This window comes from Deltaproteobacteria bacterium (assembly GCA_012522415.1).
Lineage (GTDB): Bacteria > Desulfobacterota > Syntrophia > Syntrophales > JAAYKM01 > JAAYKM01.
The window spans coordinates 32,660-50,342 of the sequence record JAAYKM010000044.1 but is presented as its reverse complement, the minus strand read 5'-3'; the positions used below and the strand labels follow the sequence as shown (position 1 = coordinate 50,342).

The following is a 17,683-nucleotide window of genomic DNA, read 5'->3' as shown; positions in this document are numbered from 1 at the left end:
TTTTCCATGTCACTTCGAACGAACGTGAGAAGTCTTGAACGTAACGCCGCCTCCTAAACCTCAGGGGTTAAGATTTCTCCCCGGCATCCGCCGGGTCGAAATGACATGGGAGGCAACTCCTCGAAATGACCTGGGACGTTCCTTGCAATGGCCTGGGGCGTTCCTCCCAATGACCTGGGGCGCTCCTCGCAATGACTTGGGGCGTTCCTTGCAATGACATGGGAGCGTTCCTCGCAATGTCCGGCGTGGTCGCAATAACAACCTTTCCCGTCATTTCCCCTTCATGGCCTCGATGCGCAGGCGCAGGGCGTTGAGGCGGATGAAACCCGTCGCGTCCATCTGGTTGTAAACCTCGTCCTCCTCGAACGTCGCAAAATCCTCACGGTACAGGGAATGAGGCGACTTCCTGCCGACCAAGATGGCGTTGCCCTTGTAGAGTTTCATCCTGGCTGTGCCTGTCACGTTTTCCTGGGTCTGGTCGATGAAGGTCTGAAGCGCCTTCATCTCCGGAGCGTACCAGAAACCATTGTACACGAGCTGCGCGTATTTGGGGATCAGGGAATCGCGCATCAGCATCACTTCGCGATCCATCGTGAGGGATTCGATGCCCCGATGGGCCGTCCACAGGACGGTGCCGCCGGGGGTTTCATAAACCCCGCGCGATTTCATGCCGACGAAGCGGTTCTCCACGAGATCGATCCGGCCGACCCCGTTTTCTCCGGCGATCTTGTTGATCCGGTCCATCAGGTTCGCCGGACTGAGACGTTCTCCGTCGATGGCCACGGGATTGCCCTGTTCAAAGTCGATTTCGACATAGGTCGGTTTGTCCGGGGCATTTTCCGGTGAGGTCGTCAGAACGAAAATGTCCTCCGGCGCTTCCGCCCAGGGATCTTCGAGAATGGCCCCCTCGTGGGAGATATGGAGCGAATTGCGGTCGCTGCTGTAGGGCTTGTCCCTGGTCAGGGGCAGCGGAATGCCGCGCTTCTCCGCGTAATCGAACATGGCGTCCCGGGAATGGAGGGTCCACTTCGGGTCCTTCCAGACGGAAATGATCCGGATGTGCGGGTTGAGGGCCATGTAGGTCAGTTCGAACCGCACCTGGTCGTTCCCCTTGCCGGTGGCGCCGTGACAAACCGCGTCCGCCCCTTCGAGGGCCGCGATCTCCACCTGCCGCTTCGCGATGAGGGGCCGGGCCAGGGATGTCCCGAGCAGGTAGGTGCCCTCGTAGATGGCATTGGCCCGCAAGGCCGGGAAGATGAAATCCCGGGCGAATTCTTCCTGGAGATCGTCGATGTAGATCTTCGACGCCCCCGTTTCAATGGCCTTCTTTTCGAGACCGTCCAGTTCCTCCTTTTGTCCCACATCAGCGGCGAAGCAGATGACTTCGCATCCGTAGGTTTCCAGCAGCCAGCGCACCATGACCGAGGTATCCAACCCGCCCGAATAGGCGAGAACCACCTTCTTTACTTCATCCTTCACTTTAACTTCCTCCTGACATCAGTATTTCCATGACGGCTTTTTGTACATGCAGCCGGTTTTCCGCCTGATCGAAAACGATGGAATGGGGCCCGTCGATGACCCCGGCCGTGATTTCCTCACCGCGATGGGCGGGCAGGCAATGCATGACCATGACATCCCGGGCGGCCCGGCCGACCAGTTGTTCGTTGATTTGATAGTCCTGAAAGCGCTTCACCCGCTCTTCGTGCTCGTCTTCCCGGCCCATACTGGCCCAGACATCCGTGTAGATCACCTCCGCGTCGCGGACGGCTTCCACGGGATCGCGGTGAAGGGTCATACCCAGCCTTGCTTCTTCCAGCCCCCTGGCCAAAATCTCCGGATCGGGATCGTATCCCTCGGGACAGGCCAGGGAGAGTCTGAGGGGCAACTTAGCGGCCGCGTTGATCCAGGAATTGGCGATATTGTTCCCGTCCCCGACGTAGGCGACCCGGATTCCCTCATAAGTTCCCTTTTTTTCAAGAATCGTAAAAATATCGGTGAGTATTTGACACGGATGCAGGAGATCTGTCAAACCATTTATCACCGGGATGGGGGCGTTCAGGGCAAACTCCTCCACCATCTCCTGGCTGAAGGTCCGGATCATGATGCCGTCTAGGTACCGGGACATGACACGGGCCGTGTCGGCGACGGTTTCCCCCCTGCCGATCTGGGTGTCCCGGCCGCTCAGAAACAGCGCCATGCCGCCAAGCTGGTACATGCCGACCTCGAATGACAGGCGGGTCCTCGTGGAAGCCTTGTCGAAGAACATGCCGAGCACCTTTCCCGCAAGGGTCGCCGGGTGACGCCCGTTCCGGTGCAGGTCCTTCAGGACGGCGGCCCGGTCGAATATCCGGTCGAAATCGGCTTTTTCCAGTTCATATTCAGAAAGAAGGTCCTTTTTCATGCGTCCTCCAAAATCCTGTCCAAGGTGGTGATGAGGTGGTCCACATCCCGCGGTTCAACGATCAGGGGAGGCAGGAAGCGCAGTACGTGCGTCCCCGCCGAACCGATGAGGATCCCTTCGTCAATGCAGCGGCCGATGATGGGAGCCGCTTCCCGATCCAGTTCGACCCCGACGAGCAATCCCCGTCCCCGTATCTCCCTGATGCAGGCATGCCGGTTTTTGAGGGTGATCAATTTTTCTTCGAGGTAAAGGGCCGTACGGGCGCCCTTCTCGATGACCCCCTCCTCCGTCAGGGTTTTGAAAACCGCTTTCCCCGCGGCCATGGCCAGGGGGTTGCCCCCGAAGGTGGAGGCGTGATCACCCGGCGAAAAAACCGAGGCGACCCGGTCCGTCGCCAGCATCGCCCCGACGGGGAAGCCGTTCCCCAGGGCTTTGGCGAGGGTCATGACGTCCGGGGCGACCCCCTCGTGCATGTGCCCGAAAAGCTTTCCCGTTCTGCCCATCCCGGTCTGCACCTCGTCCAGGATCATGAGGAGGTTGTTTTCGTCACAGATCCGCCTGACCCCCTGCAGGTAGGTTTCACGGGGCACCCGGACCCCGCCCTCCGCCTGGATGGGTTCGAGGAGGACGGCGCAGGTTTTTTCGTTCACCGCGTTTTCCAGAGCCTCGAGGTCGTCGAAGGGGACATGGACGAAACCGTCTGGCAGGGGGGCGAAGCCTCTCTGGAACTTTTCCTGGCCCGTGGCCGTGACCGTCGCCAAGGTCCGTCCGTGGAAGGAATTCTTCATGGCGATGATTTCGTACTTTCCGCCCAGGATGTCGCAGCCGTACTTCCGGGCCAGCTTGATGGCCCCCTCGTTCGCTTCGGCGCCGCTGTTGCAGAAAAAGACCTTGTCGGCGAAGGAGTTCTCCACCAGGAGCCCGGCCAGTTCAATCTGGGGGGGGATGTTATACAGGTTCGATACATGGGCCAGGGCCGCCGCCTGGGCCTGTATCGCTTCGACGACCCTCGGGTGACAGTGCCCCAGGGCGCAGACCGCGATACCACCGATGAAATCGAGATACGCTTTCCCGTCACAATCCCAGAGCCGCATTCCCGACCCGTGGGTCAGGACGAGGGGGAAGCGTTTGTAGGTCGCCATCACATACTTTTCGCCCAGGGCGATCCATTCCTCTGTTGGTCTGTCCGATCTCTCCATGTCCTCTCCTTCGTCGCGTTTTGATGAACCCGTGAAAAGTCACTTCAGTCGTCACACCAGCGAGGGCCCGTATCCGGAGCATGTTGCTGCACTGGATTCCCCATCGGGTCCGGCATGACGAAAAGGTTGCTTTCCGGCGTATCAAGGGATCGCCGGTTCCGGATACGGGGTCACGCCTCCACGATTTCCGTTCCGATACCCCGGTCCGTGAACATTTCCAAAAGGACGGCGTGCTTCAGCCTGCCGTCGATGATATGGGATTTGCCGACCCCGCCTTTCAGGGCCTTCAGGCAGCACTTCACCTTCGGGAACATGCCCCCCCCGATCACCCCCTCGTCGATCAAGCGCAGCCCCTGGAGCCGGTCCATCGTGTTGATCAGTTCGTTCTTCTCGTCCATGACGCCGGGGACGTCGGTGAGGAGAACGAGCTTTTCCGCCTTCAGGGCCGCCGCGACGGCCCCCGCCACGAGATCGGCGTTGATGTTGTAGGTTTCTCCCCCGGCGCCGACGCCGGTGGGGGCGATGACGGGTATGAAACCGTCACGCACCAGGGAACGGATCAGTTCGGCGTTGATGGAGGTCACCTTCCCGACCAGCCCGATGTCGATGATCTCCGGCGGCGTATCCTTCGCCTTTTCCTCGCTGAGGTAGTACTTTTCCGCCTCGATCAGGTTGCCGTCCTTGCCGCTCAGGCCGACGGCCTTGCCGCCGTGACGGTTCATCATCCCGACAATTTCCTTGTTCACGGACCCCACGAGGACCATTTCCACAATGCTCATGGTCTCTTCGTCGGTGACCCGCATCCCCCGGATAAACCGCGAATCCTTCCCGACCTTTTTCAAAAAATCCCCGATCTGCGGCCCCCCTCCGTGAACGACCACGGGGTGGATGCCGATATACCTCATCAAAACCAGGTCACGGGCGAAGCTGTCCTTCAGGACATTGTCAACCATGGCATGGCCGCCGTACTTGACGACGATGGTCTTGTTGTAAAAACGCCGGATATAGGGAAGCGCCTCGAGCAGAATGTCGGCCCGCTCCATCGATATTTCAACATTGTTCATCGTTTCTTCTCCCTCTCATGTTTCGCCGCGCCCCACCCCGCCTACAGGATGTACCGGCTCAGATCCTCGTCCTCGATGACGTCCCCCAGTTTTTCAGCGACGTACTGCTCGTCGATGACCAGTTCCCTTATCTCCAGGTCGGGGGCGTCGAAGGAAATATCCTCCAGGAGGGTCTCCATGATCGTGTACAGCCGGCGGGCGCCGATATTTTCCGTGCGTTCGTTGACGAGGGTCGCATATTCAGCGATTTCCGCGATGGCCTCTTCCGTAAACGACAGGACGACATGCTCCGTCGCCATCATCTCGATATACTGCTTGATCAGGGCGTTGTTCGGCTCCTGCAGGATCCTGATGAACTCCTCCTTGCCCAGGGAATTGAGTTCCACCCGAATGGGGAAACGCCCCTGCAGCTCCGGAATCAGGTCGGAGGGTTTGGAGGCGCTGAAAGCGCCGGCGGCGATGAACAGGATGTGGTCCGTTTTCACCATGCCGTATTTCGTGTTGACATTCGAACCCTCGACAATGGGCAGCAGGTCCCGCTGGACCCCCTCACGGGATACATCGGGCCCCTGGGGATTGTCGGCCCCGACGATCTTGTCGATCTCGTCCAGGAAGATGATACCGGACTGTTCCACCCGATCCAGGGCGATCCGGGTGACCTTTTCCATGTCGACCAGATGCTGGGCCTCCTCCTCCTTGAGAACTTCCATGGCCTCAGGAACCTTCATGCGGACCTTTTTTTTCTTCTGGGGGAAGAAGTTCCCGAACATCTCCTTGATGTTCAAACCCATGTCCTCCACGCCGGAGGAGGAAAAGACCTCGATCATCGGTCCCTGACGGGCCTCGACCGTTTCGATGTCCACCAGCCGGTTGTCGAGACGCCCGTCGTGGAGGAGTTTTCGGAGTTTCTCCCGGGTCGTGTCCGACATGGGCAGCGATTCCGCCGTGGCGAAGTCTCTGGAATCCTGCATGGCCGGGACGGCGCTCTCCGGTTTTTCCGCCTGCCTGAGGGGCAAGAGGATGTCGAGAATCCGCTCCTCCGCGTTCTCGGCGGCCTTGGCCCGGACCTTTTCCTGTTCCTCCACCCGGACCATGCCGATGGTCGTATCCACGAGATCGCGGATCATCGACTCGACGTCGCGCCCCACATAACCGACTTCGGTAAACTTCGACGCCTCGACCTTCAGAAAGGGCGAATTGTCGAGCTTCGCCAGGCGGCGGGCGATCTCGGTCTTGCCGACCCCGGTGGGGCCCATCATGATGATGTTTTTCGGTGATATTTCCTCCGCCAGATCCTTCCGTACATTCTGCCGCCTCCAGCGGTTGCGAAGGGCGATGGCGACGGCCCGTTTGGCCTCGTCCTGGCCGATGATATGCTGATCCAGTTTCTCCACGATCATTCGTGGCGTCAATACGTTTGATGACATTATACCTAACCCTGCGATCCTTTCTTCCTGTTCCTGAGGTTTTTGACGTTCTGAGGCGGTTCCTCCGACAAGTCCAGTTCCTCAATCGTGATGTTGTCGTTCGTATAGATGCAGATCTCCGCGGCGATTTTCATGGCCGCCAGAGCGATTTCAGAGGACGACAGGTCCGAATGGCGGATGAGAGCCCTCGCCGCGGCCAGGGCGTAAGGGCCGCCGGAACCGATGGCCATGACCTCGTCGTCCGATTCGATGACATCACCGTTTCCGGAGATCATGAGAAAATGATCCCGGCTCACGGCGATCATGAGCGCTTCCAGATGGCGCAGAACCCGGTCGGTCCGCCAGTCTTTCGTCAATTCCACGGATGCCCTCAGAAGATTCCCCTTGTACTGTTCGAGTTTCTGATCGAAGCGATCGAACAGGGTGAAGGCGTCCGCCGTCGCGCCGGCGAAGCCGACGATGACCTGGTCGTTGTAAAGGCGGCGCACTTTCCGCGCCCCGTGTTTCAAAACCGTTACATCGAACGTCACCTGCCCGTCACCTGCCACGGTGACCCGTCCCTCCCCGCGCACCGCCAGGATGGTCGTCCCTCTTATCTGCATGATTTCAACTCCCCGCGCCGGTACGGCGTCTGCTATTCATTTTTCTTGCCATCCCTCCTCGATCGGGGATGGGCCGCGTCGTATATTTTCACGAGTTTCGCCACGCTCACGGATGTGTACTTCTGTGTCGTGGACAGGCTCTCGTGGCCCAGCATTTCCTGGATCACCCGAAGATCGGCCCCCCCGTCCAGGAGGTGTGTGGCGAAGGTGTGGCGGAATACGTGAGGCGTGATTTTCCGATTCACCCCTCCCCGGGCGGCCACGTCATCGACGATACGGGAAATCGTTCTCGGGCTCAGACGCCGTCCCTTCGGGTTTGTGAAAAAGGGATCCTCCGGACCCCGCGACTCCTCCGGCAGGGGTTCCACGCGCTCCCGATCCCGATAAGCGGCCATGGACTCCAGGGCCTCGGCCCCGACGGGAACGATCCTTTCCTTTTTACCCTTCCCCCTGACCTTCAGCAGAGCCCCGTTGAAATCGATATCGGCGCAGTTCAGTCCGACCAGCTCGGCGCGACGAATGCCCGAGGTGTATAAAAGCTCGATCATGGCCCGGTTTCGCAGGGCCGCGCGTCCCTCGGGCAAGGGTTTGTCCAATATGGCGAAGACCTCGTCCACTGTCAAGAAGACGGGAACGTGCTTTTCCTTTTTGGGGGTCCCGATGAATTCAGCGGGGTTCCGCTCCAGAAGACCCCTCTTGGCCAGATACCTGAAAAAGGACTTGAGGGCCGCCAGTTTTCGCCCGATCGACGTCCTCTTCAACTTGTCCCGATGGAGCTGGGCGAGGTACTTCCTGATAGCGACGGGATCGATCCCCCGGGTCCTTCCCAGACCGTCAAGCTCGACGGCCCAGCCGTTTTTTCCCAGAAAAGCCTGAAATTGCAGGAGATCGGATCGGTAGCCTTCCACCGTCCGGGGGGAATAGCCCTTTTCCAGATCGATATATCGAATGAATTCTTCCAGTTCCCTGTTCAGCATGGCATCGGCCCGACTACCGCCCTCCCCTTCAAAAACAAGAACCGCGAAAGCAGGGTGTCGATCTCGCGGCCCTTGGAGAGGATAGTGGAGCAATCTACATTTTATACTTTCCGAAATCCTCGAGAGGCAGGTTTTCGAGAAATTCCTTCAGCTTTTCATCCGTCAATTTGTCCTTTTCCATCAGGTTGACTTCGAAATCGATACTCCGTGATTTTTCGATCACTTTCTCCTCGATAAAGATCGGGGAGTCCATGCGCAGCGCCAGGGCGATGGCGTCGCTCGGGCGCGCGTCCACCGTGCGGGTCTCGCCGTCCTTCCCTTCCATAAAAATACAGGCAAAAAACGTGTTGTTTCGCAGATCCTGAATTTCGATCCGCGAAATTTTCACCTCCATCGCCTGGAGCATTTCCTTCAGCAGATCGTGGGTCATGGGTCGGGAAAACCTGATCTTCTCCAGTTCCGTGGCAATCGCGCTGGCCTCGAAGATACCGATCCAGATCGGAATGGCTTTTTTCTCCTGCAAGTCCTTCAGGATAACAATCGGCATGCCCGTAATGGGGTCAAGCGTCAATCCGGAAACCTTCATCTCTATCAACATGATCCCTCTCCTGCAATCTTAAACCTTTCTCCGTGAAGCGAGTGAAGGTAGGCTCCGGTTATTCTGACCGGAACGACCTTCCCGACCAGTGACGCTTCCCCCGGGAAATTCACGATCCGGTTGGTTGTCGTTCTTCCGGACATGTCTTCCCTTGCGTTTTTACTGTGCCCCTCCACCAAGACGAGAACATCCCGTCCCAGCATGGTCCTGTTCTTCTCCAGGGTATGTTCGTCCTGGAGTTTCTGGAGAAATCGCAGCCGCTCCCTCTTCCGGTGATCGGGCACCTTCCCCTGCAAAGCCGTGGCCGCCGTCCCCTCCCGTTCGGAATACTGAAAGGAGAAGAGGGCGTCAAAGCGAACCCGGCGCATCAGGTCGAGGGTCTGTTCGTAATCCGCCTCGGTCTCCCCCGGGAAACCCACAATCATGTCGGACGTGATGCTGATCTCCGGACAGGCCGACCGCAATTTTTCCACCTTTCCCATGTAATCCTCCCGGGTGTAACGCCGGTTCATCCTCTTCAGGATCCGGTTCGAGCCCGACTGAACAGGCAGGTGTATGTGCGGGCAGAGTTTGGCCTCGGAAGCAAAACACCCGATCAGGTCGTCGGACAGATCCTTGGGGTGAGAGGTGGTGAAGCGGATCCTCATGAGCCCGTCGATCCGGTTGATTTCCCTGAGGAGGCGGGGGAAACCGGCGCCGTCGTCCAGGGTTGATCCGTAGGAATTCACATTCTGTCCCAGGAGGGTGACCTCCCGGATGCCCCGGTCAACAAGCCACCGGATCTCTTCGAGGATCGCCCCGGTCCGCCGGCTCTCTTCCCTGCCCCGAACATGGGGGACAACACAGAAGGAACAGAAGTTGTTACACCCCTGCATGATCGTCACGAAGGCGCTGACGGCGTCCCTGTCCGGTTCCGCCGGAAACCCGATGGACGGCACGCTTTCCCTGAATGCCGTCTCGACCACGGCGGATCGTCCCGCCGCGGCTCTGGCCAGAAGGTCCGGGAGAAGATGGTTGTTGTGTGTGCCAAAGATCAGATCGGCAAGGGGAACCCTTTTCAGAATTTTTCTGCCGTACTGCTGGGCCAGGCAACCGCCGACCGCGATAAGGAGTTCAGGCTTGCGCTTTTTCAGCAGGGAGTAGCGGCCGAGCTGGCTGTAGGCCTTCTGGGCGGCTTTCTCCCGGATGCTGCAGGTATTGACGAGGATCACGTCCGCTTCGGCGGGCCGATCCGCTGGTTCGTAACCGTGGGGCCGCAAAAGGGTCGCGATCTGTTCCGAATCGTGAACGTTCATTTGGCAGCCGAATGTCTGGATGTAGAGTTTCTTAGTCGCCAACAGCCGAATTTTCCTGAATGCTTGTTCCTTGGGTGTCCATTAGTATGTCCCCCGAGGATAGTCAACTGATTTTTAGAGGATGGTCTTCCCCCTTCCCCGATTTTGACGTCCCTTTGTCAAAACGGATAAATCTGGTATGGTTACGTCATCGAGGCTCCGTTCCCTTGACAGAAGAAATCTTTTCGCCTAGAGACGTTGACGAACGTCAAAGGGTCGTTACATTTCAACCAGACCCATATGAAGACAAATTCGAGGTGACCCCCATGCCTATTTTCGAGTTCGAATGCGGGAAGTGCCGGCATCATTTTGAACATCTTTGCCTTTCCGGCGGGGAGGCGGAAACCCTGACCTGTCCGGAATGCGGATCGGCAAAGATCACAAAACTCATGTCCGCCTTCGCCGGCAGAACGGGAAGCGCTTCGGGCGCCGGTTGCGGTTCCTGCTCCGCCACGTCATGCCCCCCCTCCTGAGGACACGGATAACGGGGCGGCCGGCGGTCGTCTCTAATTTCCATTGCCAAATCGGGAACAATCCATTATAAGAAGGACCATTTCAACGTCCCCTTGGAAAGGAGTTTTTTTGTATGAATATTTTGATTTTTGGCCCCAACGGCAGCGGCAAAGGTACACAGGGCGCGGTAGTCCAGAAAAAATTCGGAGTTCCCCACGTCGAGACGGGGGTGATCTTCCGCGAAAACATTTCGAAGGGCACTGAACTGGGTAAGAAGGCCAAAGGCTTTATCGATCAGGGAGAACTGGTGCCCGACGACATCACCGTCCCCATGATCCTGAACCGCCTGAAGGAAGCGGACTGCGCCAAGGGCTGGCTCCTCGACGGGTTCCCCCGCAATCTGGCGCAGGCGGAGGCCCTGTGGGACGCCCTTGCGGCCGCGAACATGAAACTCGACTACGTGATCGAAATCGTTCTGGATCGGGACACCTCCAAGAAACGCATCATGGGGCGCCGTCTCTGCGCGACCGACAACAACCACCCCAACAACATCTATATCGACGCCATCAAGCCGGCGGAAAAAGACGGCAAGATGGTCTGTCGGGTGTGCGGGGACGAGAGACTGACCACCCGCGCCGATGACCAGGACGAGGGGGCCATCGACAAACGTCACGGCATCTACTATGACACGACGACGGGCACCCTGGCGGCGGTCAATTTCTTCAAGGCCAAGGTGAAGGTTCTGGAAGTGGACGGCCTCCCCGGCGTGAAGGAAGTCTCCGACGCACTTCTGAAGATGTTGGAGACCTGAGTACAATCTTAACCTTTTACTGCCAGAGCCCTCTGGGCTTTTCGGAGGGCTTTGTGTACTTGACATCATTCCCCGCAGGCGCCCGGAGTAAGGGGGCCCCCGGCCGTACCAACTATGAAACACATTCGTAATTTCAGCATCATCGCCCATATCGACCACGGCAAATCCACCCTGGCGGACCGGCTGATCCAGCACACCGGCGTTGTCGATGCCCGCACGTTCCAGGACCAGATCCTGGACAACATGGATATCGAACGGGAACGGGGCATAACGATTAAAAGTCAGGTCATTGCGCTTCCCTATCGCGGAAAGGACGGACTCGACTACACGCTGAATCTCATCGATACGCCGGGCCATGTGGATTTTTCCTACGAGGTATCCCGTTCCCTCGCCTCCTGCGAGGGAGTCCTCCTCCTGATCGACGCCGCCCAGGGGGTTCAGGCCCAGACCCTGGCCAACCTCTACCTCGCCATGGAAAACAACCTGGAGATCATCCCCGTCATCAACAAGATCGATTTGCCCGCGGCCGACGTGGAAAGGGTTATCGAACAGATCGATTCCGAACTGGGCCTCGACCCGGATTTGCACCTGACCTGTTCGGCCAAGGAGGGCATCGGTATCGAGGGCATCCTCGAAGCGGTCGTGAAACGCATCCCCCCGCCCAAAGGCGATCCGGAAGCACCCCTGGCCGCCCTGATATTCGACGCCAAGTACGATTCCTTCCGCGGTACGGTCATCCACTGCCGTATCATGGACGGCACGGTGAAGAGCGGCGACATCATTTCCTTCATGCACAACCGGGCCACCTACAAGGTCGAGGAGGTGGGGCATTTTCTCATCGACCGCCGGAAGGCGGACCGCCTTTCAGCGGGGGAAACGGGCTACATCATCGCCGGGGTGAAGACCGTCTCCGACGTCCACACGGGCGATACGATCACCCACGAGAACCGTCCCTGCGACAAACCCCTTCCCGGCTTCAGGGAGGTGAAACCCGTCGTTTTCGCGTCCATCTACCCGATTGCTTCCGACGACTACGAAGATCTGGCGGGGGCTCTCGACAAATACAAGCTGAACGACGCCTCCTTCGTTTACCAGAAAGACTCCTCCGTCGCCCTGGGCCAGGGCTTCCGCTGCGGCTTCCTCGGCCTGCTCCACCTCGATGTCGTGCAGGAACGGCTGGAGCGGGAATACGATCTCTCCATCATCCTGTCCGTTCCCAGCGTCCGTTACCGTTTCACCCTGAAGGACGGAACGGTCCTTTACGTGGACAATCCGTCGGAATACCCCGATCCCATGGCTGTCGAGAAGGGCGAGGAACCCTACATCCGGGCGTCGATGATGCTGCCGGAACGCTACGTCGGCACGGTGATGAAGCTCTGCATGGAAAAACGGGGCGCCAATTCCACCCTGAACTACCCCAGTCCCGGACGGGCCGAGCTGGTCTACGAAATGCCCCTGTCCGAAGTCATTTACGATTTTTATGACCGTTTCAAATCGGCCACCCAGGGTTACGGCTCCTTCGATTACGATCTCATCGATTACCGGGAAAGCCATCTCGTCCTTCTGGATATCCTCGTCAACGGGGAAAAGGTCGATGCCCTCTCGCAGATCGTTCATCGAGAAAGGGCCCGCGCCCGCGGCGTGCTGGCCTGCGACCGCCTGAAGGAGGAGATCCCCCGGCAGATGTTCAAGATCGCCATCCAGGGCGCCATCGGTGGGGAAATCGTCTCCCGATCAACAATCAACGCCTTCCGAAAGGACGTGACATCCAAGTGTTACGGCGGCGACATCTCGAGGAAACGAAAGCTCCTGGAAAAACAGAGAAAGGGGAAGAAACGCATGAAAATGATCGGCCAGGTGAGTATTCCCCAGAGTGCGTTTCTCGCGGTCCTGAAAACAGAGGGCACCTGACCGGATACGGCCCCGCCCTCCCCGGGCGGTGACGTCCGTGGTCCGCTGAGGCTGTGTGCGTCCAGCCGGATCGACTCAGCCGGGGGAACCCGGCCCGGACGGGAAAGACCCCTCCTCTTCGCAACATATGAATCGAGTAACGGAAAAGCCATATCCGGGACTTTACGTCCATATCCCCTTCTGCAAGACCAGGTGCCCTTATTGCAGTTTTTACTCGACGACGGACCTGGCGCAAATCGACCCGTTTCTGCACGCCCTGTCCCTGGAGGCGGCTTCGTACCGCGGTCTGTTTCCCATGTTCGACACCCTCTATATTGGAGGGGGGACCCCGTCCGTCCTGAATGAAAATCAGTTTGAAACCCTGTTTCACCTCCTGAGGAATTGCTTCCCCCTGACCCCCCATGCGGAGATCACGGTGGAGGTGAATCCGGCCGATTTGAGTGTCCCCATGGTTTCCCTGCTCCGATCCTGCGGGGTCAACCGCCTGAACATCGGTGTGCAGTCCTTTCATGACGACACGCTGGCCTTCCTCGGCAGGCGCCATCGGGCCGGGGAGGCGAAAGAGGCCCTCTCTTCGGCTTACGGGGCAGGCTTCAGGGACCTCGGCCTTGACCTGCTCTACGGGGTTCCGGGACAGACGACGGCTGCCTGGATGAAGGATCTGGGCGAAGCGACGAAGCAGCCCGTGAATCACCTGTCCTGCTACGAGCTTACCATCGAGGGGGGGACTCCCCTGGACGGACGTTTCCGGAAGGGAGAGTTCAACCTGCCCGACGAGGGACTCCAACTGGAATTCTTCCTGGATACGTCCCAATTCCTGGCCGCCGCCGGATTCATCCATTATGAGGTCTCGAATTTCGCCAAAGGCGCCGCGGCCCTGGCTCGTCACAACCGGAAATACTGGCGGCACATTCCCTACCTGGGGCTTGGACCGGCGGCCCATTCCTTCGACGGAAAAAGACGCTGGCACAACCACGGATCACTGGATGCCTATCTGGCCGATCTCAACGACGGCAAAAAACCGGTGGCGGAAGAAGAACGTCTGACCCGGGAACAACGGCGCCTGGAAGTCCTTTTTCTTGGTTTTCGCACGGCGGAGGGGATCGATGTCGGGGCCTTTGACAAGCGTTTCGAAACGGATCTGCTCGCTGAAAAGGCCCTCATCCTGGCCGACCTGAAGCAGGAGGGGCTGATCACAATCGAAAACGGTTTCATCCGCCCGACCCTGCGGGGCATGGCCATAGCCGATCAATTGGCCCTCATCTGACCGACCTATGGGGTGGGTATTCGGGGAATCCGTTGACAGGCACATGAAAATGGATTACAAGAATCACTCTTGAAGTCCTCGAATATCGCTAAGTTTTGGCATGGAATAACATCAAAGAATTTGGGGTCGCGCCATGCAGAAACCACATGAATCCTGTCGCAATGATTTCCGGCAGGATTTTTTTGTCCCCCCACCGGGAAACGGCGGCCCTTCCCTTTTTTGATTTTACCGAGGCGGCTGAAACAATGGCGGGCTGCCGGATGACAATGGCTTGTATGCGGGATCAGAACAGGGTGTTTCACGGGTGGAGCCAATCGGAATGAGAACAAAAACCGCAATGACCCTCTTGTCTCTTCTCTTACTGTCGGCATGCACGACGATGACGCCCCTGACCAAAGCGGCAAAGCGTTGCGATGTGGTGACGGCACGAAACCTCATTGACCGGGGTATGGACGTCAACGAAGCGAGCACGGGCAAATGGACCGCTTCGCCCCTCCATTGGCCCCTGTACGCCTGTGATGACGAAAAGGCCCTGGAAATGACCAAAACCCTTGTGGAGGGCGGTGCAAATTTGGATGCCGAAGATACGGTCGGCAGCACGCCTTTGTCCCTTGCCGTTTCATACGGCAAACCGAAAACCGCCGTGTACCTGATTGACAAATACAGAACCACGGAAAGGCCACCCGCTTTCTGGGCCGATTTACTCTTCGAAGCGGTCATGTTTACCGATAAAGGGTTAATCAGGGTCCTGGTCGATGAAACGAAAACGACAAATGTGCAGAACGATCGGGGGGCCACACCGCTGATGTATGCCGTCATTTACGGTGAACCCGCCATTGTCGAATACCTTCTCGACCTGGGGGCAGACCCGACATACCGTGACGTATACGGGAAATCCGCCCGTGACTACGCCATGATTTACAAAAATAAAAAAGCCCATGCTCTGCTGAAGCTTGCCGAAAGCAGACCGGAGTTCGCCCTGAGTCAACCCGACCCATTGTCAAGGATCAGGACCATTGTAAATCGGGTGAGGGATTGTATGGTACCCGGCGGAAAGGATTATCATATAACGATCAGCGACGACGACAACGCGAACGCTTTCATCAATATCTCCGGCCACATCACCTTTACGCGTGAAGCCCTCAGGCAGTGGGATGACGACACCCTCACCTTTGTTGCGGCCCATGAAATGGCTCATGATATAATGGGACATGTCAGAAAAAAGCTCGCCGTCAGCGGGGCAACAACAACGGCCATGATCGTCGCCAACATATTCCTTCCCGGTGTGGGTTATCTGAACCACGCCTTGAACCCGGCAGTGGTCAACAATTACAGCAAGACCCAGGAATATGAAGCGGATAAGCTGGCTTCAGAGGCATGTGAAAAATGTTTTGGTATAACGAAGGAAAAACAAATAGAAATCATGGAGCGAATACGAGAGAGTTCAAAACACGGGGATGGCGGTGGTTTCTGGGCGACCCACCCTTCATGGAGCAATCGGATAAAGAACATAGAACAATGAGATTTTGTGTGGGGGGGAGAATCCGGGGTGCTTCCCGGATTATTTGTTAATCAGCACAAAGATACGCGACGTGTTCCGGGTTTCACCTGGAAAACGCTATTTTCGTATGGTCTGCCTTCAGGGGAAGCCTACGATAACAAGGCTCAATTGTTCCTTTATAAGCGAATGCTCCGTCTCGCGGAATTCCGGGTACAGGATTCCTAATTCATCCTTTTGACTGCAGATCAATATCCTCCAGTCGTTCCCACCGGTTGTAGGCGACCTGCAGTTCCCCCTCCAGTTCATCCAGGCGGTTTTGGAGGCGGGCCACGTCGTGGCCTGCCGTTTTGTACAGATCCGGGTCGGACAGGGCCGCAAAGAGGTCCTCTTTTTCCGTCTCCAGCGATTCGATCTCTCCGGGCAGGGACTCCAATTCCCGCTCCTCCTTGTAGGTCAGTTTCCGGGGGCCGGTCGGGGCACTTTTGGGTTTCTCCTTCTTCGGCTTTTCCGGCGTCGCCTTTTTTTCCGGCATCCGCCCTTTCATCCAGTCCTCATAGCCACCGACGTATTCCTGCACCCTCCCCTCCCCCTCGAAAACCAGGGTGGACGTCGCCACATTGTCCAGGAAGGTGCGGTCATGGCTGACCAGCAGGATCGTGCCCTCGTATTCGACCAGCATCGCTTCCAGAAGTTCCAGGGTTTCCACATCCAGATCGTTGGTCGGCTCGTCGAGGACCAGCACGTTGGCGGGGCGGGTGAAGAGTTTGGCCAGGAGGAGCCGGTTCCGTTCCCCGCCGGACAGGGCCGTAATGGGCGCCCGCGCCTGGATCGGGGTGAAAAGAAAGTCCTGAAGATAGGCGATGATGTGCCGGGCCTTGCCGTTGACCATCACCATATCCCCCCCTTCGACGACATTTTCCTGGAGGGTCTTCGTTTCATCGAGCTGCATCCGCAGTTGATCGAAATAGGCCACCTCCAGGTGGAGACCGTGGCGGACCGATCCGTCCCGCGGTTCGAGTTCTTTCAGCAGAAGACGCAGAAGGGTTGTCTTGCCGCACCCGTTCGGACCGCTGACGCCGATCTTCTCCCCCCGCATGACGGTCAGGGTGAAGTCCCGGATCACGGGCAGGTCCGTGTAGGCAAAATGCACGTTTTTGACTTCCATGACGAGGCGGCCGGATTTTTCCGCCTCCTGCTGCGACAGGCGTATGTTTCCGGCCCGGGCCCGGCGTCCGGCGACTTCGGCCCGCATGGCCAGAAGCGCCCGGACTCGACCCTCGTTACGGGTGCGGCGCGCCTTGATACCCCGGCGCAGCCAGGCCTCCTCCCGCTTAAGGACCTTGCCGAATTCGCCGTTCCGCTTCTCCTCGATTTTCAGGAGTTCCTCTTTCCGGCTGAGGTAGCGGTCATAGTCGCCGGGAAAAGAGGTCAGAACCCCCCGGTCTATTTCCACGATCCGGGTGGCGAGCTTCCTCAGGAGGGCCCGGTCGTGGGTGACGAAGACCATGGTTTGGACGGAGCGCAGAAGAAACTCTTCCATCCAGAGGATGGTGTCGATGTCGAGATGGTTCGTCGGTTCGTCAAGGAACAGAATGTCCGGGTCCGTCACGAGGGCCCGGGCCAACAGAACGCGCCGCCGCATGCCCGCGGACAGGGCGGCACAGTCCGCGTCGGGGGCGAGCTCCATCCGGGAGAGGACCATCCGGATCTCCTGATGGAATCCCCAGGCGCCCGACGCCTCCAGGTCGTGTTGGGTGTGATTGGTCCCGTCGAGCAAAGCCCCGTTACGAGACGCTTCGGGGGACGAGGCCTGACGCCGGTAGTCCGAAAGGCAGGATGCGTGCCGGGGCACGGCGCCGGCGACGACATCGTAGATGCTGCCCGTCAGTTCGGCGGGCACCTCCTGGGGAAGAAAAGCGGTCCTGAGGCCCTGGGCCCGGGTCAGGGTTCCACTGTCCGGGTTCAGGTCACCGTTTAAGATTTTCAGGAGGGTGGATTTCCCCGTCCCGTTTCGGCCCACGAGGCAGATACGTTCGGCCCGTTCAATCTGCAGGTTGATCCGGTCCAAAAGGGGCGGGGCGCCGAAACCGAAAACCATATCTTTCAGGGCGATCAAAGCCATGACGATCCCGTTTCAT

General features: G+C 58.3%; 15 protein-coding genes. 5 read left to right on the top strand and 10 right to left on the bottom strand.

Annotated features, from left to right (window positions below):
- Positions 1–270 precede the first annotated feature (270 nt).
- The 9 genes from GX147_04110 to miaB form a co-directional block, all read right to left on the bottom strand.
- A complete protein-coding gene (locus GX147_04110) occupies positions 271–1,479 on the bottom strand; it encodes an argininosuccinate synthase (GenBank protein NLN59882.1) in 1,209 nt (402 codons plus the stop codon).
- A 1-nt stretch (position 1,480) separates the two neighbouring features.
- On the bottom strand, positions 1,481–2,401 hold the full coding sequence (gene argF / locus GX147_04105) for an ornithine carbamoyltransferase (protein ID NLN59881.1): 921 nt from the start codon (positions 2,399–2,401) through the stop codon (positions 1,481–1,483).
- Entirely contained in the window at positions 2,398–3,600 is a 1,203-nt protein-coding gene (locus GX147_04100; GenBank protein ID NLN59880.1) for an acetylornithine transaminase, read from the bottom strand. The genes argF and GX147_04100 overlap by 4 nt, the downstream gene beginning before the upstream one ends.
- A gap of 170 nt (positions 3,601–3,770) precedes the next feature.
- Positions 3,771–4,664 (bottom strand): acetylglutamate kinase, encoded by an 894-nt coding sequence (gene argB, locus GX147_04095; protein ID NLN59879.1) that lies wholly within the window; start codon positions 4,662–4,664, stop codon positions 3,771–3,773.
- Between the two features lie 41 nt (positions 4,665–4,705).
- Entirely contained in the window at positions 4,706–6,091 is a 1,386-nt protein-coding gene (gene hslU / locus GX147_04090) for an ATP-dependent protease ATPase subunit HslU (GenBank protein ID NLN59878.1), read from the bottom strand.
- Positions 6,092–6,096: 5 nt separating this feature from the next.
- Positions 6,097–6,693 carry an ATP-dependent protease subunit HslV gene (gene hslV / locus GX147_04085; GenBank protein ID NLN59877.1) on the bottom strand — a complete coding sequence of 199 codons (597 nt, stop codon included), beginning with the start codon at positions 6,691–6,693 and terminating at the stop codon, positions 6,097–6,099.
- A 32-nt stretch (positions 6,694–6,725) separates the two neighbouring features.
- Positions 6,726–7,667 (bottom strand): tyrosine recombinase XerC, encoded by a 942-nt coding sequence (locus GX147_04080; GenBank protein ID NLN59876.1) that lies wholly within the window; start codon positions 7,665–7,667, stop codon positions 6,726–6,728.
- 97 nt (positions 7,668–7,764) lie between these two features.
- A complete protein-coding gene (locus GX147_04075) occupies positions 7,765–8,268 on the bottom strand; it encodes a bifunctional nuclease family protein (GenBank protein NLN59875.1) in 504 nt (167 codons plus the stop codon).
- Complete coding sequence (miaB, locus tag GX147_04070) at positions 8,262–9,608, bottom strand: tRNA (N6-isopentenyl adenosine(37)-C2)-methylthiotransferase MiaB (protein ID NLN59874.1); 1,347 nt, start codon at positions 9,606–9,608, stop codon at positions 8,262–8,264. The genes GX147_04075 and miaB overlap by 7 nt, the downstream gene beginning before the upstream one ends.
- Positions 9,609–9,868: 260 nt before the next feature.
- Between miaB and GX147_04065 the strand changes: the two genes are divergently transcribed.
- The 5 genes from GX147_04065 to GX147_04045 all read left to right on the top strand — a co-directional run bounded on the left by GX147_04065 (position 9,869) and on the right by GX147_04045 (position 15,566).
- On the top strand, positions 9,869–10,075 hold the full coding sequence (locus GX147_04065; GenBank protein NLN59873.1) for a zinc ribbon domain-containing protein: 207 nt from the start codon (positions 9,869–9,871) through the stop codon (positions 10,073–10,075).
- A gap of 113 nt (positions 10,076–10,188) precedes the next feature.
- Positions 10,189–10,866, top strand: coding sequence for an adenylate kinase (locus GX147_04060; protein NLN59872.1), 678 nt, complete (start codon positions 10,189–10,191; stop codon positions 10,864–10,866).
- A 114-nt stretch (positions 10,867–10,980) separates the two neighbouring features.
- Entirely contained in the window at positions 10,981–12,777 is a 1,797-nt protein-coding gene (lepA, locus tag GX147_04055) for an elongation factor 4 (protein ID NLN59871.1), read from the top strand.
- A gap of 127 nt (positions 12,778–12,904) precedes the next feature.
- Entirely contained in the window at positions 12,905–14,044 is a 1,140-nt protein-coding gene (gene hemW, locus GX147_04050) for a radical SAM family heme chaperone HemW (protein ID NLN59870.1), read from the top strand.
- A 319-nt stretch (positions 14,045–14,363) separates the two neighbouring features.
- On the top strand, positions 14,364–15,566 hold the full coding sequence (locus GX147_04045; GenBank protein NLN59869.1) for a M48 family metalloprotease: 1,203 nt from the start codon (positions 14,364–14,366) through the stop codon (positions 15,564–15,566).
- 205 nt (positions 15,567–15,771) lie between these two features.
- On the opposite strand, the gene GX147_04040 is transcribed toward GX147_04045, so the two are convergent.
- A complete protein-coding gene (locus tag GX147_04040) occupies positions 15,772–17,667 on the bottom strand; it encodes an ATP-binding cassette domain-containing protein (protein NLN59868.1) in 1,896 nt (631 codons plus the stop codon).
- Between the last annotated feature and the right edge of the window lie 16 nt (positions 17,668–17,683).